24 protein-coding genes and 2 riboswitches are annotated in these 25,442 nt (G+C 67.0%); of the genes, 14 read left to right on the top strand and 10 right to left on the bottom strand.

Translation table 11 applies throughout. The annotated features are described in order from the left end of the window. Nucleotides 1-126 precede the first annotated feature (126 nt). The 5 genes from AC5Y5W_RS16140 (at nt 127) to AC5Y5W_RS16120 (ending at nt 4,081) form a co-directional block, all read left to right on the top strand. Nucleotides 127-1,515: an NAD(P)/FAD-dependent oxidoreductase gene (locus tag AC5Y5W_RS16140; protein ID WP_499899761.1), complete on the top strand. Its 1,389-nt coding sequence runs from the start codon at nt 127-129 to the stop codon at nt 1,513-1,515. Between the two features lie 477 nt (nt 1,516-1,992). Continuing rightward, nucleotides 1,993-2,292, top strand: coding sequence for a PE family protein (locus AC5Y5W_RS16135; RefSeq protein WP_499899762.1), 300 nt, complete (start codon nt 1,993-1,995; stop codon nt 2,290-2,292). 17 nt (nt 2,293-2,309) lie between these two features. After that, nucleotides 2,310-3,440, top strand: a complete 1,131-nt coding sequence (locus tag AC5Y5W_RS16130) for a PPE family protein (RefSeq protein WP_500011171.1) — start codon at nt 2,310-2,312, stop codon at nt 3,438-3,440. A 48-nt stretch (nt 3,441-3,488) separates the two neighbouring features. After that, nucleotides 3,489-3,785 (top strand): WXG100 family type VII secretion target, encoded by a 297-nt coding sequence (locus AC5Y5W_RS16125; protein ID WP_500011170.1) that lies wholly within the window; start codon nt 3,489-3,491, stop codon nt 3,783-3,785. A gap of 11 nt (nt 3,786-3,796) precedes the next feature. Continuing rightward, nucleotides 3,797-4,081, top strand: a complete 285-nt coding sequence (locus AC5Y5W_RS16120; RefSeq protein WP_065012885.1) for a WXG100 family type VII secretion target — start codon at nt 3,797-3,799, stop codon at nt 4,079-4,081. A 13-nt stretch (nt 4,082-4,094) separates the two neighbouring features. On the opposite strand, the gene AC5Y5W_RS16115 is transcribed toward AC5Y5W_RS16120, so the two are convergent. Continuing rightward, a complete protein-coding gene (locus AC5Y5W_RS16115) occupies nt 4,095-4,508 on the bottom strand; it encodes a PaaI family thioesterase (RefSeq protein WP_500011168.1) in 414 nt (137 codons plus the stop codon). A gap of 142 nt (nt 4,509-4,650) precedes the next feature. Then, complete coding sequence (locus tag AC5Y5W_RS16110; protein ID WP_500011167.1) at nt 4,651-5,433, bottom strand: iron reductase; 783 nt, start codon at nt 5,431-5,433, stop codon at nt 4,651-4,653. A 236-nt stretch (nt 5,434-5,669) separates the two neighbouring features. On the opposite strand from AC5Y5W_RS16110, the gene AC5Y5W_RS16105 reads away from it, so the two are divergent. The 9 genes from AC5Y5W_RS16105 to AC5Y5W_RS16065 all read left to right on the top strand — a co-directional run bounded on the left by AC5Y5W_RS16105 (nt 5,670) and on the right by AC5Y5W_RS16065 (nt 17,782). After that, nucleotides 5,670-6,098, top strand: a complete 429-nt coding sequence (locus AC5Y5W_RS16105; RefSeq protein WP_500011166.1) for a BlaI/MecI/CopY family transcriptional regulator — start codon at nt 5,670-5,672, stop codon at nt 6,096-6,098. Nucleotides 6,099-6,112: 14 nt separating this feature from the next. Continuing rightward, nucleotides 6,113-7,060: a M56 family metallopeptidase gene (locus AC5Y5W_RS16100; RefSeq protein WP_500011165.1), complete on the top strand. Its 948-nt coding sequence runs from the start codon at nt 6,113-6,115 to the stop codon at nt 7,058-7,060. Between the two features lie 105 nt (nt 7,061-7,165). After that, nucleotides 7,166-8,623 (top strand): NADP-dependent phosphogluconate dehydrogenase, encoded by a 1,458-nt coding sequence (gene gnd / locus AC5Y5W_RS16095; protein ID WP_500011164.1) that lies wholly within the window; start codon nt 7,166-7,168, stop codon nt 8,621-8,623. Between the two features lie 17 nt (nt 8,624-8,640). Further along, nucleotides 8,641-10,077, top strand: a complete 1,437-nt coding sequence (locus tag AC5Y5W_RS16090) for a GuaB1 family IMP dehydrogenase-related protein (protein WP_500011163.1) — start codon at nt 8,641-8,643, stop codon at nt 10,075-10,077. 193 nt (nt 10,078-10,270) lie between these two features. After that, nucleotides 10,271-11,647, top strand: coding sequence for a hemolysin family protein (locus tag AC5Y5W_RS16085; RefSeq protein WP_500011161.1), 1,377 nt, complete (start codon nt 10,271-10,273; stop codon nt 11,645-11,647). Beyond that, nucleotides 11,640-12,692 carry a hemolysin family protein gene (locus tag AC5Y5W_RS16080; RefSeq protein WP_500011159.1) on the top strand — a complete coding sequence of 351 codons (1,053 nt, stop codon included), beginning with the start codon at nt 11,640-11,642 and terminating at the stop codon, nt 12,690-12,692. The genes AC5Y5W_RS16085 and AC5Y5W_RS16080 overlap by 8 nt, the downstream gene beginning before the upstream one ends. Further along, nucleotides 12,685-13,557, top strand: coding sequence for a 3-methyladenine DNA glycosylase (locus tag AC5Y5W_RS16075; RefSeq protein ID WP_500011157.1), 873 nt, complete (start codon nt 12,685-12,687; stop codon nt 13,555-13,557). The genes AC5Y5W_RS16080 and AC5Y5W_RS16075 overlap by 8 nt, the downstream gene beginning before the upstream one ends. Nucleotides 13,558-13,616: 59 nt before the next feature. Beyond that, nucleotides 13,617-15,806 carry a malate synthase G gene (locus tag AC5Y5W_RS16070; RefSeq protein ID WP_500011156.1) on the top strand — a complete coding sequence of 730 codons (2,190 nt, stop codon included), beginning with the start codon at nt 13,617-13,619 and terminating at the stop codon, nt 15,804-15,806. Continuing rightward, nucleotides 15,806-17,782 carry a substrate-binding domain-containing protein gene (locus AC5Y5W_RS16065; protein WP_500011155.1) on the top strand — a complete coding sequence of 659 codons (1,977 nt, stop codon included), beginning with the start codon at nt 15,806-15,808 and terminating at the stop codon, nt 17,780-17,782. Before AC5Y5W_RS16070 ends, AC5Y5W_RS16065 begins: the two co-directional genes overlap by 1 nt. A 13-nt stretch (nt 17,783-17,795) precedes the next feature. On the opposite strand, the gene gcvP is transcribed toward AC5Y5W_RS16065, so the two are convergent. From gcvP to AC5Y5W_RS16025, 8 genes are all read right to left on the bottom strand, one after another. Beyond that, nucleotides 17,796-20,627 carry an aminomethyl-transferring glycine dehydrogenase gene (gcvP, locus tag AC5Y5W_RS16060; protein WP_500011153.1) on the bottom strand — a complete coding sequence of 944 codons (2,832 nt, stop codon included), beginning with the start codon at nt 20,625-20,627 and terminating at the stop codon, nt 17,796-17,798. 32 nt (nt 20,628-20,659) lie between these two features. Further along, nucleotides 20,660-20,781: riboswitch (glycine riboswitch) on the bottom strand. Beyond that, nucleotides 20,782-20,879: riboswitch (glycine riboswitch) on the bottom strand. A 122-nt stretch (nt 20,880-21,001) separates the two neighbouring features. Then, the gene (locus AC5Y5W_RS16055; protein ID WP_499883896.1) at nt 21,002-21,634 is read right to left on the bottom strand and encodes a MerR family transcriptional regulator; all 633 of its coding nucleotides are present in this window, start codon (nt 21,632-21,634) and stop codon (nt 21,002-21,004) included. 227 nt (nt 21,635-21,861) lie between these two features. Next, a complete protein-coding gene (locus tag AC5Y5W_RS16050) occupies nt 21,862-22,356 on the bottom strand; it encodes a bifunctional nuclease family protein (protein ID WP_065012871.1) in 495 nt (164 codons plus the stop codon). Between the two features lie 109 nt (nt 22,357-22,465). After that, the gene (ftsR, locus tag AC5Y5W_RS16045; protein WP_499899990.1) at nt 22,466-23,209 is read right to left on the bottom strand and encodes a transcriptional regulator FtsR; all 744 of its coding nucleotides are present in this window, start codon (nt 23,207-23,209) and stop codon (nt 22,466-22,468) included. Continuing rightward, nucleotides 23,209-23,682 carry a glycogen accumulation regulator GarA gene (gene garA, locus AC5Y5W_RS16040; protein WP_065012869.1) on the bottom strand — a complete coding sequence of 158 codons (474 nt, stop codon included), beginning with the start codon at nt 23,680-23,682 and terminating at the stop codon, nt 23,209-23,211. The genes ftsR and garA overlap by 1 nt, the downstream gene beginning before the upstream one ends. 157 nt (nt 23,683-23,839) lie before the next feature. Next, on the bottom strand, nt 23,840-24,235 hold the full coding sequence (gene gcvH, locus AC5Y5W_RS16035) for a glycine cleavage system protein GcvH (RefSeq protein ID WP_500011152.1): 396 nt from the start codon (nt 24,233-24,235) through the stop codon (nt 23,840-23,842). Nucleotides 24,236-24,260: 25 nt separating this feature from the next. Beyond that, entirely contained in the window at nt 24,261-25,091 is an 831-nt protein-coding gene (locus tag AC5Y5W_RS16030; RefSeq protein WP_500011150.1) for a DUF881 domain-containing protein, read from the bottom strand. A 16-nt stretch (nt 25,092-25,107) separates the two neighbouring features. Then, the gene (locus tag AC5Y5W_RS16025; RefSeq protein WP_065012866.1) at nt 25,108-25,440 is read right to left on the bottom strand and encodes a small basic family protein; all 333 of its coding nucleotides are present in this window, start codon (nt 25,438-25,440) and stop codon (nt 25,108-25,110) included. Between the last annotated feature and the right edge of the window lie 2 nt (nt 25,441-25,442).

Here is a 25,442-nt window from a genome sequence, read left to right as displayed (position 1 = left end):
AGAAGCGGCGCGTCACACCCGGTCGTTGCGGTGTGGCTGATCACACAGCGTCGGCGTCGATCAGTGCCCGGGCGGGCGACTACCGTGTTAATGAACGCAGTCGCCGTCGAGGAGCAACCCGCAAACATGAGTGCCCAACCCGAAGACACTGCTGCATCAGGTCGTCGGCACCAGGTCGTCGTCATCGGATCCGGATTCGGCGGACTCAACGCGGTCAAGAAACTGAAAAGGGCCGACGTCGACATCAAGCTGATCGCCCGCACCACCCATCATCTGTTTCAGCCGATGCTGTACCAGGTGGCGACGGGCATCGTCGCCGAAGGAGCGATCGCTCCCCCGACCCGTGTCATCCTGCGCAAACAACGCAATGTCCAGGTCCTGCTCGGCGACGTCACGCATCTCGACCTGTCCGGCAAGTACGTCGTGTCGGAGCTGCTCGGTCACACCTACGAGACCCCGTACGACAGCCTGATCATCGCCGCCGGCGCCGGTCAGTCCTACTTCGGCAATGACCATTTTGCCGAGTTCGCCCCAGGCATGAAGTCCGTCGACGACGCGCTGGAGTTGCGGGGCCGGATCCTGAGCGCGTTCGAGCAGGCCGAGCGGTCCAGCGATCCTGAGCGGCGTGAGAAGCTGCTGACCTTCACCGTCGTCGGCGCCGGTCCCACCGGCGTGGAAATGGCCGGGCAGATCGCCGAGCTGGCCGAGTACACGTTCAAGGGAGCGTTCCGCCACATCGATTCGACCAAGGCGCGGGTAATCCTGCTCGATGCCGCTCCCGCGGTGCTGCCACCGATGGGCGACAAACTCGGTCAGAAGGCGGCGGCGCGCTTGGAGAAAATGGGCGTCGAGATCCAACTCGGCGCAATGGTCACAGACGTCGACCGCAACGGCATCACGGTCAAAGACTCCGACGGCACCACCCGGCGCATCGAATCGGCCTGCAAGGTGTGGTCGGCCGGGGTGTCCGCCAGCCCATTGGGCAGGGACCTGGCCCGGCAATCCAGCGTCGAACTCGACCGAGCGGGACGGGTGAAGGTGTTGCCCGATCTCTCGATTCCGGGTCACCCCAACGTTTTTGTGGTCGGCGACATGGCGGCCGTCGACGGCGTTCCCGGGGTGGCGCAGGGCGCCATCCAGGGGGCGAAGTACGCCGCAGGCACCATCAAGGCCGAACTCGAAGGCGCCGATGCGGCCGAGCGGGAGCCGTTCCAATACTTCGACAAGGGCTCGATGGCCACGGTGTCGCGGTTTTCGGCGGTCGCCAAGATCGGTCCGCTGGAGTTCGGCGGGCTGTTCGCCTGGCTGGCGTGGTTGATGCTGCACCTGGTGTACCTGATCGGCTTCAAGAACAAGATCACCACGGTGCTGTCCTGGACGGTGACCTTCCTGAGCGGTAAGCGCGGCCAGCTCACCATCACCGAGCAGCAGGCCTTCGCCCGCACCCGCCTCGAGCAGCTGGCCGTATTGGCTGCCGAGGCGCACCAAGGCGAGGCCGCCAAGGCCGCCAGCTAGCGCGTATTCCGCATAACAGGAGATGCCGGGAGTCCGCTAATGACTGCGCGCTCCATTAGCAAAGCGGATGGGATTTTGCGAAATCAGATCGGCCGTATTGGCGTTAAATTCACGTTACATATCTTTCACCGCTCGGCGAGGGCGGAAGGTTAAATCTGGTCGCCACATCGTGCCCCGCCGCCCATGCCGCTGTGACGCAAGGTGCGTGAGTGCACGTTGTGCGCTCGGGCCGCAATGGCGACCACCCAGGGAATTTCGCGCGTCACATTGCGTGTCTTGGCTCGTCAGAGACTCCTCAGTGCTGCGGCCGGCATCGCCATGGCGGCAGGGGCCGCGGTCCGCTTCGGCGGTAACGACCCGCGCACGCAGCGACGTTAAAACGCCGTTAACCAGGTTAAGAAACGGTTAACGCACTTTCACAACTGCCGTCCGGCTAGGTAGTTATTGGAGCCGTTGTCTTTAGTAAAGGAGAAGTCATTGTCTTTCGTAACCACACAGCCCGAGGCGCTGATGGCGGCAGCCGGTAACTTAAGCGGTATCGCGTCTGGGCTGGCGGCCCGAAATGCGGCGGCAGCTGCGCCGACGACCGGGGTGGTTCCGGCAGCCGCCGACGAAGTATCTGTGCTGACCGCCGCACGGTTCGCTGCGCAAGCCCAGATGTACCAGTCCGTCGGTGCTCACGCTGCGGCCATCCAGCAGATGTTCGCGGAAAACCTCACTGGCAGCGCGGCCACCTACGCGGCCACTGAGGCAGCCAACGCGATCGCTGCGGGCTGACGTAGAGACGGGCAGGTATGGATTTCGCAGCGTTGCCGCCGGAGATCAACTCCGGCCGCATGTATGCCGGTCCCGGCTCGGCGCCGATGTTGGCCGCCGCGGTCGCCTGGGACGAACTGGCCAACGACCTTTACGCCACCGCGGCCAACTACGAGGCGGTGGTCTCGGGGCTGGCCAGCGGACCGTGGGTGGGTGCCTCATCGGTGTCGATGGCCGCGGCGGCCGCACCGCACACGGCGTGGTTGAGCGCTACCGCCGCACAGGCTCAACAAACCGGCGTTCAGGCCAAGGCCGCGGCGGCCGCCCATGCGGCCGCTTATGCGATGACGGTGCCCCCGCCGGTGATTGCCACCAACCGGACTGAGCTGGTGACGCTGGTAGCCACCAACATCCTCGGGCAGAACGCCCCGGCCATCGCGGCCAACGAGGCCGATTACGCCGAGATGTGGGCCCAGGACGCCGCCGCGATGTATGGCTACGCCGCGGCCTCGCAGACCGCTTCCCAGGTGACACCGTTCACGGCACCGCAGCAAACCACCAATCCCGGTGGGACGGCTGCGCAGAACGCGGCGGTCGCCCAGGCTACCGGTACGTCGGCCGGGCACGCCTCGGTCTCGCAGGCGCTGCAGGCAGCAGCGCCAACGGGGTCGATTCCGGGTCTCGATACTTTGGGGTCGCTTTCGGACATCTGGGCCCTGCCTCAGGACGCCCTCTTCGATACCGCGATCATTGCCGCGTTCTTTCCCGAATATGCCATTGCCGGTGCCGCGCTCCCGTCTCCCTTAGGTCTGGGAGCGACGGCGCCCGCCGCCGCGGCGGCAGCTGTGCCATTGGGCCTCACGCCGGTGGAGGGAGCCCCCGGCCTGGCGGGGGCATCGGTGTCCGCCGGTATCGGCCGGGCGACCTCCCTGAGCGGCATGTCGGTGCCGCAGGGCTGGGCCACCGCGGCCCCGGAGATGCGTCTGGCCGCCGCCGAGTTACCGATCGCCAATGTGGTTGCGACAGAAGGCGGCATGCTCGGCGGGATGCCGTTGTTGGGCGGGGCGCCGCTGATGACGATGTCCGGGCGTGGCATGGCTGACTCCCGTCGCCGGGACCCGGAGGAGGCTAAGCGCAAGGCCAAGGGACGACGATCAACCATGCGGTGACTCGATCACCGCAACAATCTCATTCGCTGATTTCTGAAGGAGACTTCAATGACTACCCGGTTTATGACCGATCCGCACGCCATGCGCGACATGGCCGGCCGTTTTGATGTGCACGCCCAGACCGTCGAGGACGAGGCCCGCAAAATGTGGGCGTCGAGCCAAAACATCGCCGGAGCCGGCTGGGGCGGAACCGCCCAGCTGACCTCTCACGACACCATGGGCCAGATGAACACCGCGTTTCGCAACATCGTCAACATGCTCCACGGCGTGCGCGACGGGCTGATCCGCGACGCCAACAACTACGAATCCCAAGAACAAGCGTCCCAGCAGATCCTGAGCAGCTAGGAGAACCCGCCATGACCATCAACTACCAATTCGGTGACGTCGATGCCCACGGCGCGCTGATCCGCGCCCAGGCCGCCTCCCTAGAAGCCGAACACCAGGCCATCGTCCGCGATGTGCTTGCCGCCGGCGACTTTTGGGGCGGCGCGGGCTCGGTGGCCTGCCAAGAGTTCATCACCCAACTGGGCCGCAACTTCCAAGTCATCTACGAACAGGCCAACGCCCACGGCCAAAAAGTCCAAACGGCCGGCAACAACATGGCCTCCACCGACTCCGCCGTCGGCTCCAGCTGGGCCTGAGAGCCGCTCGGACTCAACTCGGCGGTGCCGCCAGGTTCTGCAGCCGCACCTGACCCCGGGCGACCATCCGCCCGTCGTCGCCGGTCACGGTGACCACCCATAGTTGCTGAAGCCGGCCGCGGTGCAGCGGCTCGGCGACCCCGTAGACCGTGCCGCTGCCGATGGCCCGCAGGAAGTCGGTGTTGTTGTTGACGCCGACGACGGCACCGCCGCCATGGGCGGCCAGCCAGGTGTAGGCGGCCACACTGGCCATGCTCTCGACCATCGAGCAGTACACGCCACCGTGCACGATTCCGAACGGCTGCAACAGCTTTGGCTGAACTTCGAGCTGCGCGCGAGCGCCATCGGGGCTCAGCTCGGTGAACACCAGCCCGATTTCCTTGTCGAACGGTGCGTCGGCGTCGGTGAGGCCCGGCACAGCTTCCACGTCCTTGTGTCTACACCATTCGATGTTCGACTCCCCGAAACGGGCGAGCCCCGCGCACCAGGCACGGGGCTCGCCGATCGAGTAGACCGGGGGTCACTGCAGCCCTCAGGACTCTGCCGCGGTCATCATCGCTCGATGCCAGTCAGCATAGGCAAGGCTGCCCTAATTTCGCAAGAGCTCCACGCCGCCGGTTGGAATGGCCACGCACCGGCAGGCCGAAACCAAGGAGTGCGTCGAGCACCGCTTGGCCGCGCCGCGTCGCGGTCAGCTCGCTGCCCGCGGCCAGTCGGGGCACCTGTGTCGCTGCCGTCACCACGGTCGTTCCGACGATGTGCCACATTGCCGCCACCGACAGCACCCCGTCGCTGACCGTGTGCAGCTTGGCGAACAGCGGCGCCAGTGTGCGGTGGCAGCGATGTGCGACCCAGGTGGCCAACGCGGCCTCGCTGGGAAACTGCACCACCGTGTCTCGTTGCCGACATTGGTCAGCCCGGGTGAAGCAGGCGTCGTCGGACAGCGCGCGCACCGTCGGGTCGACCACGGCCACCCAGTCGATGGCGCCCTCGGCGTCGCTGTGGACCCACAAGTTCTCCAGGCCGATGTCCCACGCCCGCCCCTCGAGCACCAGCAGTGCGACTACCCGCCCGATCACGGTATGAACCAGCGCAGCGGCCAGGTCGCGAGCGGCGGAGTGGCCGTCCATCTCGGACGCGGCGCCGTCGAACATCATCTGCAGCCGATCGGTGGTGACGGCCGACTCCAATGGCCACCACCGCCGCAGCGAGATGTCGGCAAGCACTGCGACGCCGTACACCCGTGGCGAGTGCGGATACAGTTCCCGAAGCCGCCGGCTGGACTCATGCAGCGGCAGCGTCCGGCGGATGGCCATCCCCGCGATCAGTGGGTCGTCTACCGCAATGGCCACCCGCGCCTCCTGCTAGTTTGGTTAGGCTAACCATACTAATCCGCGACCAGCCGAGGTGAGACCCTGTGATGACACTCACATGCCTGAAATACCGGCGATTCCGCCGCCGTTCCCGCCGGTCGATAGGTCGGGTCACGATAAATCCGGCTGGCGCCGGGCTTTCTCTCAGCGGTTCGGTACGACAGCCGGTAGTAAGCGGGGGTACGCTTACGTCATTGCTCAGGAGATGAACCTTTATGGCTAAGCAAACGCGTTTAGGTGACCTCGAACGTGCGGTGATGGACCATCTGTGGTCCGCGCCCGAACCTCAAACCGTTCGCCAGGTACATGAAGCGTTGTCTGCCCGACGCGACCTGGCCTACACCACGGTCATGACGGTGTTGCAACGGTTGGCCAAGAAGAACTTGGTGTCCCAAATCCGCGACGACCGCGCGCACCGCTATGCGCCGGTGCACAGTCGCGACGAACTTGTCGCCGGACTCATGGTCGATGCGCTCGACCAAGCCGCGGACTCCGGCAGTCGTCAAGCCGCGTTGGTGCATTTCGTTGAACGTGTCGGTGCCGACGAGGCAGACGCGCTGCGGCGGGCGCTCGACGAGTTGGAGTCCAGTCACCGTTCAGCGTCCCCATCTGGCCGATCGGCTGGCATTCCACCCGAGAACTGAGGGACACTGGCAGCGTGTCCGCGCTGGCCTTCACTCTCCTCGCGCTGCTGCTGGTCGGCCCCATACCGGCCCTGCTGGCGCGAGCGACCTGGCCATTGCGCGCGCCCCGGGCCGCCGTCGTGCTCTGGCAAGCCATCGCCGTGGCCGGAGTGCTCTCGGCGTTCAGCGCGGGTATCGCGATTGCCAGCCGGCTGCTGGTGCCCGGACCCGACGGGTGGCCGACGGCTACCTTGGCCGGTGACATCGGGCGATTCGGCTGGCCGCTGTGGGTGCTGGACGTTGCCGTTCTCGCCCTCACACTGTTGATCGGGGCCCGATTGGTGGTCGCCGTAATCCGAGTGGCGGTGACCACCCGTCGTCGAAGGTCCCATCACCGCATGCTCGTCGACCTGCTCGGCGTCGCGCCCGACACGGTTTCCGCGCTGGCCTGCACCCGGGCCCACGGGCTGCGCATCCTGGAGGTCGCCCAACCGTTGGCCTATTGCCTGCCCGGCGTCCGCAGTCGCGTGGTGGTCAGCGAGGGAGCGCTGGATTCGCTGACCGAGACCGAAGTGGCCGCCATCATCAGCCACGAGCGGGCGCATCTGCGCGCCCGCCACGACCTCGTACTGGAGGCGTTCACCGCTGTGCACGCCGCCTTTCCGCGCTTTGTCCGCAGTGCCAGCGCGCTGGACGCGGTGCAGCTGCTGGTGGAGCTGCTGGCAGACGACGCCGCGGTACGCGCAGCAGGTCGCACTCCCCTGGCCCGTGCCTTGGTGACCTGCGCGGCGGGCCGCACACCACTGGGTGCATTGGCCGCCGGAGGCCCGCACACCGTGCTGCGGGTACGCCGGCTGTGCGGGCGAGGCAACAGCCTGTTGCTGGCGACGAGCGCCTATCTGGCCGCAGGCGCGCTGCTGGTGGTGCCCACCGTCGCCCTGGCCGTACCGTGGCTCACCGAACTGCACCGGCTGTTCGCCTAGCCCGAACCCCCGCCGTCGGCGAATACGCTGCGGCTACCCGAATCCTGCTGTGCCACAGTGTGTGATGAAACACTTGGACAGGGTCCCGACTTGAGAGGCGAACACATGAGCTCGTCACCATCGAACGCTGCTGCCGGCACTGCGCAGATCGGAGTCACCGGCTTGGCGGTGATGGGTTCGAACATCGCCCGCAACTTCGCCCGGCACGGCTACACCGTGGCGCTGCACAACCGCTCGATCGCCAAGACCGACGCGCTGCTGGCCGAGCACGGCGCCGACGGTAACTTCGTGCGCAGCGAATCGATTCCGGAGTTCCTGGCCGCGCTGGAAAGACCGCGTCGGGTGCTGATCATGGTCAAGGCCGGTGAGGCTACCGACGCCGTCATCAACGAGCTCGCCGACGCCATGGAGCAAGGCGACATCATCATCGACGGCGGTAACGCGCTCTACACCGACACCATCCGTCGCGAGCACGCGATGGCCGAGCGCGGGCTGCACTTCGTCGGGGCCGGCATCTCCGGCGGCGAAGAAGGTGCGCTCAACGGGCCGTCGATCATGCCGGGTGGGCCGGCCGAGTCCTACACATCGCTGGGTCCGCTGCTCGAAGAGATCTCCGCCCATGTCGACGGCGTGCCGTGCTGCACCCACATCGGTCCCGACGGGTCCGGGCATTTCGTCAAGATGGTGCACAACGGCATCGAGTACTCCGATATGCAGCTCATCGGCGAGGCCTACCAGCTGCTGCGCGACGGGCTGGACCTGACGGCACCGCAGATCGCTGACATTTTCACCGACTGGAACGGCGGCGACCTGGACAGCTACCTGGTGGAGATCACCGCCGAGGTGCTGCGACAAAAGGACGCCAAGAGCGGCAAAGCGCTGGTGGACGTCATCCTCGACGAGGCCGAGCAGAAGGGCACCGGCCGCTGGACCGTCAAATCCGCTCTGGATCTCGGTGTTCCGGTAACCGGTATTGCCGAGGCGGTGTTCGCCCGCGCCCTCTCGGGTTCGGTGGCTCAGCGAAAGGCCGCCGTCGGCCTGGCGTCGGGCCGGCTCGGCGAGCGACCCGCCGACCCGGACACCTTCACCGAAGACGTCCGTCAAGCGCTGTACGCGTCCAAGATCATCGCGTATTCGCAGGGCTTCAACCAGATTCAGGCCGGCAGCGCCGAATACGACTGGAATATCACCCCCGGCGATCTGGCGACCATCTGGCGCGGCGGCTGCATCATCCGGGCGAAGTTCCTCAACCGCATCAAGGAAGCCTTCGATGCCGAGCCTGATCTGGCCAGTCTGGTTGTCGCGCCGTACTTTCGCAGTGCCGTCGAGTCGGCGATCGACAGCTGGCGTCGGGTGGTGTCCACGGCAACTCAGTTGGGTATTCCGATTCCGGGCTTTTCGTCGGCACTGTCGTATTACGACGCGCTGCGCACCGAACGGCTGCCGGCCGCTCTCACCCAGGCCCAGCGGGACTTTTTCGGCGCGCACACCTACGGACGGATCGATGAGCCGGGCAAGTTCCACACGTTGTGGAGCGGCGACCGCAGCGAAGTAACCGCCTAAATTAAGCGAAAGCAGCAATGAGGTTTCTGGACGGGCACCGGCCCGCATATGACCTGACCTACGACGACGTCTTCATCGTGCCGAACCGTTCGGACGTGGCGTCGCGGTTCGACGTCGATCTGTCCACCGACGACGGCTCGGGTACCACGATCCCGGTCGTGGTGGCCAACATGACAGCGGTGGCCGGGCGGCGGATGGCCGAAACGGTGGCCCGCCGCGGCGGAATTGTGGTGCTGCCGCAGGACCTTCCGATCACCGCCGTGCAACAGACGGTCGCGTTCGTCAAAAGCCGCGACTTGATTGTCGACACCCCGGTGATGCTGGCGCCCGACGATTCGGTGTCCGACGCGACCGCACTGATCCACAAGCGGGCTCACGGCGCGGCGGTGGTCGTCTTCGAGGGCCGCCCGATCGGCCTGGTCACCGAATCCTCTTGCGAGGGCGTGGATCGTTTCACCCGGGTGCGCGACGTCGTCACCACCGACTTTGTCAGCGCCCCGGTAGACACCGACCCCCGTAATGTCTTCGATCTGCTCGAGCACGCGCCGGTCGACGTCGCGGTGCTGACCGCCGCGGACGGCACGCTGGCCGGTGTCTTGACCCGCACCGGCGCGATCAGGGCCGGTATCTACACGCCGGCCACCGATGCTGCGAACCGGCTGCGCATCGGCGCAGCGGTGGGCATCACCGGCGACGTGGCCAGCAAGGCGCAGGCCCTCGCCGAGGCCGGTGTGGACCTGTTGGTCATCGACACCGCGCACGGCCACCAGCTCAAGGCGGTGGACGCCATCAAGGCGGTGTCGTCGCTGGAACTGGGCGTGCCGCTGGTTGCCGGCAACGTGGTGTCGGCCGAGGGCACAAGGGACCTGCTCAGCGCGGGCGCGGCCATCGTCAAGGTCGGGGTGGGGCCGGGCGCCATGTGCACGACGCGGATGATGACCGGCGTCGGCCGTCCCCAATTCTCCGCTGTGCTCGAATGTTCTTCGGCAGCACGACAACTCGGCGGTCATGTGTGGGCCGACGGCGGGGTGCGACACCCGCGGGACGTGGCGTTGGCGCTGGCGGCCGGTGCGTCGAACGTGATGATCGGATCCTGGTTCGCCGGCACTTACGAATCCCCCGGCGACCTGATGCGTGACCGCGACGACCAGGCCTACAAAGAGAGCTACGGAATGGCCTCCAAGCGGGCGGTCGTCGCCCGCAGCGCCGCCGACACCGCGTTCGACCGGGCCCGCAAGGCGCTGTTCGAGGAAGGGATATCGACGTCGCGCATGGGCTTGGACCCGCATCGTGGCGGCGTCGAGGATCTCATCGACCACATCACCTCCGGGGTGCGCAGCACGTGCACCTACGTCGGCGCGGCGACGCTGGCGGAGTTGCACGAACGTGCGGTCGTCGGCGTGCAGTCAGCGGCAGGATTTGCCGAGGGCCATCCGCTGCCGTTCGGCTGGTGACCGAAAGTGATTACCACTTTCGCTACCATGTGAACTTCAAACACGCAGCTACATCGAGGGAAAGGTACGACGTGCCGCAGGCACCCGTCGAGGCCGTTGGCTTCCGGGCCGAGCCGTCGTGTGCCGACTCCGAGGAACCCGTTTCTAGCCGGCCGGGCACTGCGCCCGGCGCCCCGCGACGGCAGCACCGCCGATGAACCATCTCGTCGTCACGCTGCTCAGCCTGCTGGCCATCGTGGTCCTCACCGTAGGCACCGCGCTGTTCGTGGCCGCGGAGTTCTCGCTGACCACACTCGAGCGCAGCACCGTGGAGGCCCACGCGCGCAAGGGGACCCGCCGCGATCGCTACGTGCAGCGCGCCCACCACACGTTGTCATTCCAGCTGTCCGGAGCTCAGCTGGGCATTTCGATCACCACGCTGGGCACCGGTTACCTGACCGAACCGCTGGTGGCGGATTTGCCGCACCCCGCGTTGGACGCCCTCGGAGTGCCGGATCGGATCGCCCACGGAATCACGGTGTTCGTTTCGCTGGTGATCGTGACGTCGGTGTCGATGGTGTTCGGCGAGTTGGTGCCCAAGTACCTCGCGATAGCGCGCCCGCTGGCCACCGCGCGCGCAGTCGCCGGCCCGCAGCTGTTGTTCTCACTGGTGTTCACCCTGGCCATCCGGCTGACCAACGGCACGGCGAACTGGATCCTGCGCCAGCTGGGCATCGAGCCGGCCCAGGAACTGCGCTCGGCACGCTCACCGGCCGAACTGGTGTCGCTGGTCCGCACCTCGGCGCGCAGCGGCTCCCTGGACCCGGCCACCGCTGCGCTGGTGCATCGATCGCTGCAGTTCGGCACGCTGACCGCCGAGGAGTTGATGACCCCGCGCTCGAAAATCGTTGCGCTGCAGAAGGATGACACCGTGGCCGACCTGGTCGCCACCGCCACCGAAACAGGATTCTCCCGGTTCCCGATCGTCGACGGCGACCTCGATGAGACCGTCGGCATCGTGCACGTCAAGCAGGTCTTCGAGGTGCCCTCCGCCGAACGGGCGAACACCCGGCTGACCGCTGTCACCCAGCCGGTTGCCGTGGTGCCGTCGACGCTGGACGGCGACGCGGTGATGGCCCAGATCCGCGCCAACGGGCTGCAGACCGCGCTGGTCGTCGACGAATACGGCGGCACCGCGGGCATGGTCACCGTTGAAGACCTGATCGAGGAGATCGTCGGTGACGTGCGCGATGAACATGACGACGCCACCCCGCACGTGGTGGCCGCCGGTAACGGGTGGCGAGTGTCCGGGCTGCTGCGCATCGACGAGGTGGCCAGCGCGACGGGATACCGTGCTCCGGAGGGCGAATACGAGACGATCGGCGGCCTGGTGCTCCAGGAGCTTGGCCACATACCGGTTGCCGGTGAAGCGGTCGAACTGGTCGCGTTCGAGCCCGAGGGCCTGTCGCGAGGGTCGACCCGCTGGCAGGCCCGAGTGGTGGGCATGGACGGCCGCCGCATCGACGTGCTCGAGTTGACCGAGTTGGCCGGTCGCAGCGACTCGACCCCCGGCGAGGGCAGCGATGGTTGATCTCCTGTGGGTACTGACGACCCTGTTTCTGATCGGTGCCAACGCGTTCTTCGTGGGCGCCGAGTTCTCGCTCATCTCAGCGCGCCGCGACCGGCTCGAAGCGTTGGCCGAGCAGGGCAGGTCCAGTGCGGTCACCGTGATCCGAGCCGGCGAGCGGCTGCCGCTGATGTTCGCCGGCGCCCAGCTGGGCATCACCGTGTCGTCGATCCTGCTCGGCCGAATCGGCGAGCCGGCCGTCGCCGACCTGCTGCGGGCGCCGTTGGACCTGCTGGGCATCTCCCATGCCGTGTTGCACACCGTGTCGTTCGTGGCCGCGCTGGCCATCGTGGTGACGCTGCACGTGCTGCTCGGCGAGATGGTGCCGAAAAACATCGCGATCGCAGGGCCGGAACGGGCAGCAATGCTGCTGGTCCCGCCGTATCTGGTGTACGTGCGGGCGGCGCGGCCATTCATCGCGTTGTACAACTGGTGCGCCGGCGTGATACTGCGAATGCTGCGAGTGCCGCTGCGCGACGAACTCGACGTCACAGTCTCCACCGTTGAGCTGAGCGAGATGATCGCCGAATCGGTGTCGGAAGGTCTGCTGGACCGCGAAGAGCACACCCGGCTGACCCGGGCGTTGCAGATTCGCACCCGGATCGTCGCCGACGTCGCGGTGCCCGTCGCCGCCATCCGCGCGGTGCCGGTAGCCGAGAAGGGTTGCGGGCCAACAATTCAGGCGGTCGAGCAAGCCCTGGCCGACACCGGTTACTCCCGGTTTCCGGTAGCCGATGTGGACGGCGGGTTCATCGGCTACCTGCACATCAAAGACCTGCTGTCGCTCGGCGACGATCCGCGGGCGGTGATCGACCTGGCGATGGTGCGCCCGCTGCCGAAGTTTCCCGCGTCGATGCCGCTGCCCGAGGCGCTGTCGCGGATGCGCCGCAGCAACAGCCACCTCGCGCTGGCCACCGCCGAGGACGGCGCCGTGGCGGCGATGGTGGCGCTGGAGGATCTGGTCGAAGATCTGGTCGGCACCGTGCGCGACGGGACACATCGTGTCTGAGGTCCTCGATCCCCAGCAGTGGCGGGTACGCGCGGATGCTTATCGCGACCGCGTCGAGGGTTTCCTGGGCTCCCACCGCGCCGGCGAGCCGCACCCGGTGTGGGACTTCTTGTTCAGCTACTACAGCTTGCGGCCCCGGCAACTGCGGTGCTGGCATCCCGGCTACGGCGTGGTGCTGGCCGGCGCAGACGCGATTCGCCACTACCGCGGCCGGCGCGGCTACACCGTCGGCACTGACGGTGTCACCGTCAGCCACGCCCATCTGCGCAGCCGTTTGGACACGCTTGGGTTTGTGGCGCGGCTGTTGCGAGCGACCGCGCAGCGGCCGGCCCGGCTGAACTGCTTCGGGCTGCACGAATGGGCGATGGTCTACCGCAGCGGCACCGTCCGCCATGACCGGGTGCCACTGCGACTGGGCGCCGAGGGCACCGACGCCGTTGTCGATTCCGAGATCGCCGGACCGCTGCGCTGCAGTCATTTCGACGCGTTCCGCTTCTTCACCAGCGACGCGGCGCCGCGAAACGCCGGGACGCCCAGCCGCGCGACGCAGCAGGACACCGAACAGCCCGGTTGCCTCCACACCAACATGGATTTGTATAAATGGAGCTACAAGCTGAGCCCGCTGATCGACTCCGAGCTGCTGCTGGACTGCCTGGAACTGGCCGCTGCGGCCCGCGAAGTCGATATGCGGGCCAGCCCGTATGACTTGCACAGTTACGGGTACACACCTATCGCCGTCGAGCAGCCCGCTGGCCGTGCCGAGTATGTGCGTTGCCAGAGCGCCATTGCGCAACGCGCCGCGCCGCTGCGGTCCGCGCTGCTGGAGCGGTGTGACCTGCTGCTGCGAGTCGCCGGGTGTCGGTAACCAGGGTGCAGGCCGGTAGGCTGAGCACGAATTTAATTTAGCCAGTGCGGAGGAGAATGATGACAGATCGCGTGCCGGTGGGGAACCTGCGCGTCGCCCAGGTGCTGTACGACTTCATCAACACCGAGGCTTTGCCCGGCACCGATATCGACCCGGACAGCTTCTGGACCGGCGTCGACAAGGTGGTCGCGGACCTGACCCCGCAGAACCGGGAGCTGCTGGCGCGCCGGGATGACCTGCAGGCCCAGATCGACAAATGGCACCGCCATCGTGTTATCGAGCCGCACGACGCCGAGGCGTATCGCCAGTTCCTCACCGACATCGGCTACCTGCTTCCCGAAGCGGACGATTTCACGATCACGACCGCGGATGTCGACCCGGAGATCACCACAACAGCGGGGCCGCAGTTGGTGGTGCCGGTGACCAACGCGCGCTTTGCGCTGAACGCCGCCAACGCCCGGTGGGGTTCGCTCTACGACGCGCTCTACGGCACCGACGTCATCCCGGAGTCCGATGGCGCCGAACAGGGCACCAGTTACAACAAAGTGCGCGGTGACAAGGTGATCGCGTTCGCCCGCAAGTTCCTCGACGACGCGGTGCCGCTGTCATCCGGCTCGTATGCCGACGCCACCGCGTTCAAGGTCGACGACGGCCGGCTGCTGGTGAGCGTGCAGGGCGAGGAGCATGACCGTGGACTGGCCGACCCCGGCCGGTTCGCCGGCTACACCGGCGACGCCGAGTCGCCGACCTCGGTGTTGCTGGTCAACCACGGGCTGCACATCGAGATCTTGATCGACCCGGAGTCGCCGATCGGCAAGACCGACGCCGCCGGCGTCAAGGATGTCGTCCTGGAGTCGGCCGTCACCACGATCATCGACTTCGAGGACGCGGTGTCCGCGGTCGACGCCGACGACAAAACCGCCGCCTACCGCAACTGGCTGGGCCTGAACAGGGGCGACTTGTCCGCCGAGGTGAACAAGTCCGGGAAGACCTTCAGCCGCGTTCTCCATCACGACCGCACGTACACCGCCCCGGACGGCAGCGAGTTCACCCTGCCCGGCCGCAGCCTGCTCTTCGTCCGCAACGTCGGCCACTTGATGACCAACGACGCGATCATTGACGCCGATGGCAACGAGATCTTCGAAGGGATTCAGGACGCGCTCTTTACCGGCCTGTGCGCCGTGCACGGAATGAAGTCCGGCGACGCGAACGGGCCGCTGGCCAACAGCCGCACCGGCTCGACCTACATCGTCAAGCCGAAGATGCATGGCCCCGACGAGGTCGCCTTCACCGCCGAGTTGTTCAGCCGGGTCGAGGACGTGCTCGGACTGCCGAAGGCAACCCTCAAGGTCGGCGTGATGGATGAGGAACGGCGCACCACGCTCAATTTGAAGGCCTGCATCAAGGCGGCAAGGGATCGTGTCGTCTTTATTAACACCGGCTTTTTGGACCGCACCGGTGACGAGATCCACACCTCGATGGAGGCTGGACCGATGGTGCGCAAAGGCACCATGAAGTCCCAGCCGTGGATCTTGGGCTACGAGGACAACAACGTCGACGCCGGCCTGGCCGCCGGCTTCGCCGGGCACGCCCAGATCGGCAAGGGCATGTGGACGATGACCGAACTGATGGCCGACATGGTCGAGCAGAAAATCGCCCAACCGCGCGCCGGCGCCAGCACCGCCTGGGTGCCCTCACCGACTGCGGCGACCCTGCACGCGATGCACTACCACAAGGTCGACGTGGTGGCAGTGCAGAAGGAACTGGCCGGCGAGCAACGCACCAGCATCGACCAGTTGCTGACAATCCCGCTGGCCAAGGAGCTGGCCTGGGCCCCCGAGGAGATCCGCGAAGAGGTCGACAACAACTGCCAGTCCATCCTCGGCTATGTGGTGCGCTGGATCGACCAAGGTGTCGGATCCTCGAAGGTGCCCGACATCCACGACGTCGCGCTGATGGAAGACCGTGCCACACTTCGCATTTCCAGCCAATTGCTGGCCAACTGGCTGCGGCACGGCGTGATCACAGCTGAGGATGTGCGGGCCAGCCTGGAGCGGATGGCGCCGATGGTGGACCAGCAGAACGCCGACGATTCGGCGTACCTGCCGATGGCACCCAACTTCAACGACAGCATCGCGTTCCTGGCTGCCGAGGAGCTGATCCTGTCCGGTGGGCAGCAGCCCAACGGTTACACCGAGCCGATTCTGCACCGCCGGCGTCGCGAGTTTAAGGCCCGCTCGAGTGGCTGATGGGTAGACACAGCATTCCGGATCCCGACGAGTCCGCGGGTGAACCGCCCGAGGACCGATCGGACGACTACTTCGGCGGCGGGGCGCATTCCGATGCCGACGACTATCCCGACGACTTCGTGGACGACCCCGGCTTCGCCGACTACGGCGAGGACTCCCCCGAGGACCAGATCTCGGAGGACTATCCCGACTTCGGGCGACCCGGAGAGCGGGCGCCGGCCGGTGGCGGCCACAGCGCCCGGGAATGGGTCCGGCGTCATCGCAGCGACGGCGGACCGCGCGGGGTCAGCATCGGCGTGATCGCGGCGCTGGTCGCGGTCGTGGTGGTGGTCGCCACCGTCATCCTGTGGCGTTTTTTCGGTGACGCGCTCTCCAACCGCTCACACACCGCCGCCGGGCGCTGTGTCGACGGCAAACAAACCGTCGCCGTCGTCGCCGATCCTTCGATCGCCGAGCCGGTGCGGCAGTTGGCCGACCGGTACAACGCGTCGGCGACGCCTGTCGGTGACCGCTGCGTGGCCGTCGACGTGAAGCCGGCCGGGTCGGATGCCGTCGTCAATGGTTTCGTCGGAGACTGGCCGGCCGACCTCGGTGAGCGACCGGCGCTGTGGATTCCGGCCAGCTCGGTGTCAGCGGCGCGGCTGGTGGCCACCGCCGGGCAGCAAACGATCAGCGACAGCCGCTCGCTGGTCACCTCGCCGGTGCTGCTGGCCGTCCGCCCCGAACTCCAACGTGCGCTGGGCAGCCAGAACTGGGCGACGCTGCCTGACCTGCAGACCAAACCCGACGCGCTGGCCGGTGTGAAACTGCCGGCGTGGGGCTCATTGCGACTGGCGCTGCCGATCGGCGGCAACAGCGACGCGGCGTATCTGGCAGCCGAGGCGGTGGCGGCCGCAGCCGCGCCAGCCGGCGCGCCGCCCACCGCAGGCGTCGGCGCCGTGCGCACCCTGGTCGGCGGTCAGCCCAAACTCGCCGACAACTCGCTGACCGAGGCGATGAACTCGCTGCTCAAGCCCGGCGATCCGGCGACGGCGCCGGTGCATGCGGTGGTCACCACCGAGCAGCAACTGTTTCAGCGTGGGCAGTCGCTTGCCGACGCGGCCGGCGTGCTGAGTTCGTGGCTGCCGCCCGGACCGGCCGCCGTCGCCGACTATCCGACGGTGTTGCTGAGCGGTTCGTGGTTGTCGCAGGAGCAGATGGCTGCAGCCAGTGCGTTCGCCCGGTTCATGCACAAACCCGACCAGCTGACCGAGTTGGCCAAGGCCGGTTTTCGCGCCGAGGGCGCCAAATCGCCGAGCAGCGACGTCACCAGCTTCGCGGCGCTGCCGTCGACGCTGTCGGTGGGTGACGACGCGATGCGGGCCACGCTGGCCGGTGCCCTGACCACCCCGTCGAACGGACCGGCGGCCCTCATCATGCTCGACCAGTCGATGGTCACCGACGAGGGCGGCAAATCTCGGCTGGCCAATGTGGTTGCCGCGCTGAACGACCGGATTCGGGGGCTGCCACCGGCCTCGGTGGTCGGTTTGTGGACGTTCGACGGCAAGGAAGGCCGCGCCGAAGTGTCGCCGGGCCCACTCGGCGACTCGGTGGATGGTCAGCCCCGGTCGGCAGCGCTGACGGCGACGCTCGACAAGCAATATTCGTCGGCCGGTGGTGCGGTGTCGTTCACCACGCTGCGGTTGGCCTACCAGGCGGCGCAGGCGAATTTCCAGGAGGGGCATACCAATTCGGTCCTGGTGATCACGGCCGGACCGCACACCGACCAAACGCTCGACGGGGCGGGTCTGCAGGACTTCATCCGGGCAAGCAGCGATCCGGCCAAGCCGGTTGCGGTCAACGTCATCGACTTCGGCGGCGACCCGGATCGGTCCACGTGGGAAGCCGTCGCGCAACTGTCCGGTGGTAGCTATCGCAATCTGGCGAACTCGGCATCGCCCGAATTAGCCAGCGCGGTCAGCACGTTACTGGGCTGAAATCGCTGTCCGGTCAGGCGAATGCCTCCACCGGCGGGCAGGAGCAGACCAGATTGCGATCGCCGTAGGCGCCGTCGATGCGGCGTACCGGTGGCCACACCTTGGGCCGGAACGCCTTGCCGAGCGGATAGGCGGCCTCTTCGCGGGTGTAGGGGTGATCCCAGTCGGCCACCAGCAGGCATTCGGCGGTGTGCGGTGCGCCGCGCAGCGGGTTGTCGTCCACCGGCCACTCCCCTGCGCCGACCCGGTCGATCTCGGCGCGGATGGCGATCATCGCCTCGCAGAATGCATCCACCTCGGCCAGGCTTTCGCTCTCGGTGGGCTCGACCATCAGCGTGCCGGCCACCGGAAAACTCATGGTGGGAGCATGAAATCCATAGTCCGCCAAGCGTTTTGCGACATCGTCGACAGTTACGCCAGTGGCCTTGGTCAGCGGTCGCAAATCCAGGATGCACTCGTGGGCGACCATGCCGTTCTCGCCGGTGTAGAGCACCGGGTAGTACTCGTCGAGCCGGCGGGCGATGTAGTTGGCCGAGGCGGTCGCGGTGAGCGACGCCGCCCGCAGCCCGGCCGCGCCCATCATCCGGATGTAGGCCCAGGTGATCGGCAGGATGGACGCCGACCCATAGGGCGCCGACGACACCGGCGGGCCTGGCGGTAGTTCCGGCGCCAGCGGATGGCCCGGCAGGAAGGGCGCCAAGTGTGAGCGGGCCACTACCGGTCCGACGCCGGGGCCGCCGCCGCCGTGCGGGATGCAGAACGTCTTGTGCAGGTTCAGGTGACTGACGTCGCCGCCGAACTTGCCGGGCCGCGCCAACCCCACCAGGGCGTTGAGGTTGGCGCCGTCGACATACACCTGCCCGCCGGCGTCGTGCACAACCGCGCAGATGTCGGCGATGTCGTGCTCGTACACCCCGTGGGTGGACGGGTAGGTGATCATCAGCGTGGAGAGCCGCTCGGCGTGCTCGCTGACTTTGGCGCGCAGGTCGTCGAGGTCGACGTCACCGTTGGGCCGGCAGGCTACCACCGCCACCCGCAGTCCGGCCAGCGCGGCCGACGCGGCATTGGTGCCGTGCGCGCTGGATGGAATCAGGCAGATGTCGCGGTGCGGTTCTCCGCGGCTGGCGTGGTACGCGTGGATCGCCAACAGGCCCGCGTATTCGCCCTGCGAACCGGCGTTGGGTTGCAGCGAAGCCGCGTCGTAGCCGGTGAGCTGCACCAGCCAGGTCTCCAACTGGTCGATGAGTTGACGGATTCCGGCGGTGTCGGCGGGCGGGGCGAACGGATGCAGGCGTGCGAATTCCGGCCAGGTGATCGGCTCCATCTCGGCGGCGGCGTTGAGTTTCATCGTGCAGGAGCCCAGCGGAATCATGCTGCGGTCCAAGGCCACATCTTTATCCGCCAGTGCGCGCAGATACCGCATCATCGACGTCTCGGTGCGGTACCGGGTGAAGGCCGGATGCGTCAAAAACTCCGAGGTGCGGGTCACGATCCCGGCGCAGACGGGCTCGGCGGCCTCGACGCCGAAGGCCTCGAGCACCGCGGCCACGTGGCCATCGGTGGTGACTTCGTCGCAGGACACCGAGACGTGGTCGTCGTCGACGCGCCACACGTTGATGCCGTTGGCCTTCGCCGCGGTGATCACATCGTCGGCGCGGCCGGGAACCCGCGCCAGCACGGTGTCGAAGTACTTGTCGTGCACCAACGCATCGCCCAGTGCGGCGGCGATCTTTTCGGCGTGGCCGTGTACGCGGCGGGCGATTCCGGTCAGCCCTTCGGCGCCGTGGTAGCTGGCATACATCGCGGCCATCACCGCCAATAGCACCTGGGCGGTGCAGATGTTGCTGGTCGCCTTGTCGCGGCGGATGTGTTGCTCGCGGGTCTGCAGCGCCAAGCGGTAGGCCGGCGCTCCGTCGGCGTCTTTCGACACGCCGACCAGCCGGCCGGGCAGCTGCCGGGCCTGCTTGCCATGCACGGCCAGATATCCGGCGTGTGGGCCGCCGAAACCCATTGGCACACCGAAGCGTTGACTGCTGCCGAATGCGACGTCGGCGCCGATCTCGCCGGGCGGGGTGATCAGGGTCAAGGCCAGTAGGTCGGCGCCGACGGCGACCAGCGCGCCGCGCTCGTGCGCCTCGGAGATCAGCGCGGTCCAGTCGGTTATCCGCCCGCTGGCACCCGGCAACTGGGCGATCACTCCGAAGAACTCACCTTCGGGCAACCCGTCGCGCAGGTCGGCCGTGACGATCTCGATGCCCAACGGTTGGGCACGGGTGGCGAGCACTGCGGCGGTCTGACCGAACAGGTCGATGTCGACGGCCAACCGGTTGACGTTGCCCTTTGCCGCTCGGTGCATCAGCGTCATTGCCTCGGCGGCCGCAGTGCCTTCGTCGAGCATCGAGGCGTTGGCCAGTTCCAGGCCGGTCAGATCGGCGACCATGGTCTGGAAATTCAGCAGCGCCTCCAGCCGGCCCTGGCTGATCTCCGGCTGATAGGGCGTGTAGGCGGTGTACCAGGCCGGGTTCTCCATGATGTTGCGCAGCAGCACCGGCGGCGTGTGCGTGTCGTAGTAGCCCTGGCCGATCATCGACACCGCGACGGTGTTGGCGTCGGCCATTGTGCGCAGCTCGGCCAGCGCCTCGGCTTCAGTGGCCGGTGGCGGTAGCTGGTGCAGCCCCGGGGCGGCGCCGGAGTCGGTGAGCGCGTCGAGAATGTCGGTCGGCACCGCTTTGATGGCCAGCTCGTCGAGTGACCCGACGCCGATGACGGCGAGCATCGTGGCGATCGCGTCGCTGTCGGGACCGATGTGCCGGTCGGCGAACCGCGGATTCGTGTAGTCGGACACTCGGGACTCCTGACATGGGCAGAGGACGGTGTTCCTCTCCCTCTGTCGCTACCCACATCGGGCGCCTGAGAGATTCAGCGCTGGCCTGCTTGCGCCTTTCCCCATCGGCGGGTGATCACCCGCAATGGGCCTTCACCGCTTTCCAGAGGCATCGTTGTCTCGCGCGGTCCGGGTGCCTGAGAGGTTGACGGAGAGGTATTGCTCCTTCGGCGTCCGTGGCTGGCCGTCACGGAACTCTCCCGCATGAGGTGCGATGCGCGGCCCAGTTTACCGGGGCGGTCACGCTCGGCGCGAGGGTGCGTAAACCCGGCTTTCGGCGCGGCGTGTCGACCGGGGACACGCACGCTCGCGGAGAAAGCGGTGGGAAAAGGGTGTCAGCCGATCTTGCGGTCGCGGTGTTTGCGACGGGACGCCAACTCGTCCTCCGGCGCGGCGATGGACTCGCCGCCGTCGGCGCGCTCGCCGGGGAAGTCGGCGATAGCGCCGGTCAGCTCACGCATCGCGCCGGACACCGCGATGCCGAACACGCCCTGGCCGCCCTGCAGCAGGTCGACAACCTCTTCGGCCGAGGTGCACTCGTAGACGGTGGTGCCGTCGGAAAACAGCGTGATGTTGGCCAGATCTTGGACACCACGCTGGCGCAGATGGTCCACCGCGACGCGGATGTTGTGCAGCGAGATTCCGGTGTCGAGCAGTCGTTTGACGATCTTGAGGACCAAGATGTCCTTGAACGAGTAGAGCCGCTGGCTGCCGGATCCGGCCGCGCTGCGGATCGACGGCACCACCAGCGAGGTGCGGGCCCAGTAGTCCAGTTGGCGGTAGGTGATGCCGGCGATCTGGCAGGCGCTCGGGCCGCGGTAGCCCACGAGTTCGTCGGGCACCGAGTCATCGGGAAACAGGCCGCCTTGCACCGGTTCGCTCGGCGCGTCGGGATGCGTTGTGGCGTCGTCTCCGATCGTGAGGCCAGACCCGAGGTCCAACTGGTCCTGACGCGGTTGATCGCCCACGATGCTTCCTCTCGCCGATCGCGCTCGTTCGGTGGCTGCCTGGCAGCCGCGTTTGCTCAGGCCGAGTGCTTGTGAGCATACGCGTTTGGACGCGCTGTCGTCTTCGCCCTCGACATCAAAGTATGGCCGCCACGACAGTCGCTCCCCGCTATCCACCGGGCGTGTCGACGTCGAACTCCCAGATGAGACGCATCCGTGATGTTGATGCGGTCGGCAACGCCCAGCGGCTAAGTCGCCTTGAAATCGTCGGGCGACACGCTATCCAAAAATTCCTTGAACTTCTCCACCTCGTCCTCACGGACAGCAGTGGCGGGCTCGTCGTCGTTCTCGTCGGGTATCAGCAGACCCGCCTCGGCGAGCACCGCCTCCTCGACGTAGATCGGCACCCCGACCCGCAGCGCGATGGCCACCGAGTCGGACGGCCGCGCCGACACGGTGATGTTGCGGTCGAAAATCAGGTCGGCGTAAAAGGTGCCCTCCTGCAGGTCCACGATCCGCACCTCTTTGAGTGAATGCCCAAGCGCAGCAATCAGATCCCGGATCAGATCGTGAGTCAGTGGACGTGGCGGCTCGACACCCTGCTGCTCCAGGGCAATCGCGGCAGCTTCGGACTGGCCTATCCAGATCGGCAGGTAGCGGTCACCGTTGGCCTCCCGCAGCAACAGCACTGGCTGGTTCTGCGGCTGCTCGACGCGAATGCCGACGACGCGAACTTCACCCATCTGTGACTGCCCTCCGCAAACCTACCGCCGTGTCCGACTCAGACCTGGCTCGACGCCGCGGTGGAAGACCAAGCCGCCGAACACAAGCTGTCGTGGAAAGTCTAGTCCTTCAGCGGTGCAGAACGTCGCGCACGGCCGACTTGATCAACGAGGTGTGCAAGGTGATCGCCAAGGCGGCTACCTCGCGCGCCAGGTCGTCGGCACGGTCCCGGGCGCCGGCCTTGCCGGCTTTCACGAGGGGGCCGGCGATCTGCGCGATCAGGTCGGATTGGCGGTCCGCCGCCGAGCGGAACGCCCGCAGGTGACGAGGTTCGACACCGTAGTCGGAAAGCGCCCGGGCGCATTGCAGAATCACCACGGCGTGCTCGTCGAAGAACCCGCCGGGGCCGGTCGTGATCACTCCCGCCTTGAGCAGCGCCGTCAACAGCTCCTCGTCCACGGCGGAGCGCTCCAGCAGGTCTTCCCTGCTCAGCCGAACACTGGTCGGCCCGACCGCCGCCGGGTCTGCTCCGGCACCGGCCGCCCCGTTGCCGGCCACCGGCACCAATCGCGGTACGCCATAAGGCGATCCGGAGAGCGGCAACTCACCGTCCGGCTGAGCGTCCAGCTGCGCCTTGATCACCTTCAGCGGTAGATAGTGATCGCGCTGCGCGGTCAGGATGAAGCGCAACCGCGCGCAGTCGTAGGCGGTGAACCTGCGATACCCCGAGGCGGCCCGCTGCGGCGTGACCAGGCCCTCGGCCTCCAGGAAGCGAATCTTGGAGATCGTCACATCCGGAAAGTCCGGCCGGAGCAGATCCAGGACCGCTCCGATCGACATCCCGGCCAGGGCGGGGGTATCGGGTGCGGTCACTAGCTTCCCGGACTCCCGTCGTCGTCACCGGCCTTGGGGCCGGTCAAAAACACCAGGCGAAACTTGCCGATCTGGACTTCGTCGCCGTTTGCCAGCACGGCCGAGTCCACTGGTTCGCGGTTGACGTAGGTGCCGTTGAGGCTGCCGACGTCGACGACGTGGAACTCGTCGCTTTCCAACCGGAACTCGGCGTGCCGCCGGCTCACCGTGACGTCGTCGAGGAAGATGTCGCTGTCGGGATGCCGGCCCGCCGAAGTCGTTGCCTGGTCGAGCAGGAAGCGGGACCCGGCGTTGGGTCCGCGTTTGACGACCAGCAAGGCCGAGCCGACCGGCAGCCCTTCGACGCCGGAAACCGCGCTCTCGCCGCCCGCTTGTGCGGGAGCGTCCAGTTCATTGAGGAAGTCGGCGCGGAAGACCGATGTCGTCTCCACGGTGACTTCGTCAGAAGTCTGGTCGTTGTCCTTTTCCGTCACCCGCTGCTCCTCACTGGCCGCTGTGGCGTTGTCTGATCGGGCCCGTTCGACCGGTTTCCCGCCGGCATGACGGTCGATGTGTCGACCGTACCGCGCACGGGTCCGCAATGTGCCCACCACCGCCGGATCGGCGGCTGAGTCGGACGATAACAAGGCCTCATTCGGTCAATGAGCCGCGGTAGGCCTCGGCGTCCAGCAGTTCGGCGAAACCCTGCTCGAGGGCCGTGCCGTCGAGCTGGAGGTCCAACAGCCAGCCGGCGCCGTACGGGTCGGAGTTCACCAGTTGCGGACTGGACTCCAGATCGCCGTTGACCGCAACGACTTTCGCTGAAACAGGCGCGTAGAGATCCGACACCGACTTAGTCGATTCCACCTCGCCGAACGATTCGCCGGCGGCCACATCCGTATCGACGTCGGGCAACTGCACGAACACCACGTCGCCAAGGGCCGACTGCGCGAAGTCGGTGATTCCCACCCGCACGGTGTTATCGCCGGTGCGGCGAATCCACTCGTGCTCGGCGGTGTAGTGCAGGTCGGGCGGGATTTCGCTCACGGTTGTCCTGTTCTTCCTCGGGTGCTCACTTGACAGGCTGAGCGTATTGGCGCGGTTTTGGTTGCCGCAAGGCGGTGACGTCCAGGTGGTCGGCCTGCTGCACCGACATGGTGCCGCCGACCCGCTTGACGCTGTCGACGGCGCCGCCCGGGATATTCATCGCCGCGGCCAGTGTCGGCGGATCGCCAATGGCCAGAATGGAATACGGCGGCGTTAGAGTTTTTCCGTCGACGGTCAGCGCACCCGGGGCGCCGATCACCCAAGTGTCGACGCCTACCCGCACAGCCTGCGCAGCGTTGCGGATCTCGATGGCTTCAGCGCCGGCGGCGCGCAATTCGTTGATCACGTCGAGCATCGCTTCCGGAGCGACGCCCGGACCGGGGTCGTCGATCGTCACTGTCACCCCGGGGCCGGTGGCGCCGACGGTGCCGATCAGGATCGACAACGCGGCCAGTCTGGCCTGCGCGTTTTCGATGGCGGCCTGGTCGCTGCTGCCCGAGGCTTGCAGTGCGCTCAGGGTGCGCTGGAGTTCGGCCACCTCGGTGTTCAGCGTGGCTTCGCGTTGCCGCAGCGAGTCGAGGAGCACGAGCAGATCGGCCGGTCGGGCGGTGTCCAGCGCGTCGCCGGATTCGTTCTGGCGCACCTGGGTGACGATGGCGACACCGAGCAGCAGGCACAGCAACACTGCCAACGCGCCGAACACCGTACGGCCGCGCCGCAGCATCCCCGTCAGGCCGCGCGGCTGCAGGTTGCCGATCTCGGGCCGGGGACGATCCGGAGGCAGTTCGTGTCGGCCGTGCTGGGCCGCGTCGCCGGATTCGGCGTCGCTGTCGTGGGGTGCTGGTTGGTCGCTCATCTCGGTCCTTTACCGGTCAGGCTCCGAACAAGCGGCGTCGCAGCGCGGCGGCGTTACCGAAGATACGGATGCCCAACACCACGATGATCGCCGTGGATAGCTGTGTCCCGACGCCCAATTGGTCGCCGACGTAGACGATCAGCGCGGCCACCAAGACGTTGAACACGAACGACACCACGAACACCTTCGGATCGAAGATTCGCTCCAGATAGGCGCGCAGCCCGCCGAACACGGCGTCCAGCGCGGCGACGACGGCGATCGGCAGATACGGCTGGATCACGTCGGGGACGCTGGGATGAAATACCAAACCCAGCGCGATGCCGACGATCAACGCCGCGATGCCGATCATCG

This window comes from Mycobacterium sp. NGS51 (assembly GCF_059812525.1).
The sequence above is the reverse complement of the archived record's forward strand: the minus strand, read 5'-3'. Positions and strand labels throughout refer to the sequence as shown.

Bases quoted from the DNA above. Each gene is read 5' to 3' on its own strand.
- AC5Y5W_RS16070 (WP_500011156.1), top strand. From the start codon at position 13,617: ATGACAGATCGCGTGCCGGTGGGGAACCTGCGCGTCGCCCAGGTGCTG.
- AC5Y5W_RS16120 (WP_065012885.1), top strand. From the start codon at position 3,797: ATGACCATCAACTACCAATTCGGTGACGTCGATGCCCACGGCGCGCTG.
- AC5Y5W_RS16065 (WP_500011155.1), top strand. From the start codon at position 15,806: ATGGGTAGACACAGCATTCCGGATCCCGACGAGTCCGCGGGTGAACCG.
- AC5Y5W_RS16130 (WP_500011171.1), top strand. From the start codon at position 2,310: ATGGATTTCGCAGCGTTGCCGCCGGAGATCAACTCCGGCCGCATGTAT.
- AC5Y5W_RS16105 (WP_500011166.1), top strand. From the start codon at position 5,670: ATGGCTAAGCAAACGCGTTTAGGTGACCTCGAACGTGCGGTGATGGAC.
- AC5Y5W_RS16085 (WP_500011161.1), top strand. From the start codon at position 10,271: ATGAACCATCTCGTCGTCACGCTGCTCAGCCTGCTGGCCATCGTGGTC.
- AC5Y5W_RS16140 (WP_499899761.1), top strand. From the start codon at position 127: ATGAGTGCCCAACCCGAAGACACTGCTGCATCAGGTCGTCGGCACCAG.
- gnd (WP_500011164.1), top strand. From the start codon at position 7,166: ATGAGCTCGTCACCATCGAACGCTGCTGCCGGCACTGCGCAGATCGGA.
- AC5Y5W_RS16125 (WP_500011170.1), top strand. From the start codon at position 3,489: ATGACTACCCGGTTTATGACCGATCCGCACGCCATGCGCGACATGGCC.
- AC5Y5W_RS16030 (WP_500011150.1), bottom strand. From the start codon at position 25,091: ATGAGCGACCAACCAGCACCCCACGACAGCGACGCCGAATCCGGCGAC.
- AC5Y5W_RS16050 (WP_065012871.1), bottom strand. From the start codon at position 22,356: ATGGGTGAAGTTCGCGTCGTCGGCATTCGCGTCGAGCAGCCGCAGAAC.
- AC5Y5W_RS16025 (WP_065012866.1), bottom strand. From the start codon at position 25,440: ATGATCGGCATCGCGGCGTTGATCGTCGGCATCGCGCTGGGTTTGGTA.
- AC5Y5W_RS16080 (WP_500011159.1), top strand. From the start codon at position 11,640: ATGGTTGATCTCCTGTGGGTACTGACGACCCTGTTTCTGATCGGTGCC.
- AC5Y5W_RS16090 (WP_500011163.1), top strand. From the start codon at position 8,641: ATGAGGTTTCTGGACGGGCACCGGCCCGCATATGACCTGACCTACGAC.